At 21.7% G+C, this 581-nt stretch carries 1 protein-coding gene; it reads left to right on the forward strand.

Features of this window, described 5'->3' with window-relative positions; translation table 11 throughout:
* Nucleotides 1–15: 15 nt before the first annotated feature.
* Nucleotides 16–581 (forward strand): hypothetical protein (locus HMPREF0202_RS04110; protein ID WP_170207977.1); only part of this gene is annotated, 566 nt, incomplete at its 3' end.

The raw sequence follows: 581 nt of genomic DNA on the forward strand, positions 1-581 counted from the left end.
TTAGAAGGAATAAATGTGCAGATCTTAAAAGTTGAACATGAGCTTTTAAGCAGTTTTAATATGGAAAAAAATAGATTAGATTCTTTAAATCTATTATTGAAAAATTTAAACAATGATAAACTTAATTTAGAAAAGTATTTGGATCAATTTGAAGAAACAATACAAGAGAATGAATTTAAAGTTTATGCAGAAGAAAAATTAAAAAATAGTTTCAATACTATGTTTAATATATTTAATCAAAGTAACTATGAAATAAAAAAAGCTGAAAAGATCTTAAAAAATATTCCAAGACAGTTGGAAAACTTAGAAACTACAAGTTTAAATATTCTGACTAAAGGGAAGTATTGCAAATTAAAAAAACAGTTAGATTATCACAACTTAAAATTAAGAGAATACGAAATAACTTATAATCATAAAATTGGTAATGAAAATGAGTTAAATTTCTTTAAAAAAGAAATTGAGAGATTAAACGAGTCAAATAAAGTTATTTTATCTCAAATTGAGAAAATAAAAAGCGATTATTCCACTCCTGAAATGAAAAATAAAAAGATTAGAATTGAAAAAAGTATAGAGTCAAAATT

This window comes from Cetobacterium somerae ATCC BAA-474, from assembly GCF_000479045.1.
GTDB lineage: Bacteria > Fusobacteriota > Fusobacteriia > Fusobacteriales > Fusobacteriaceae > Cetobacterium_A > Cetobacterium_A somerae.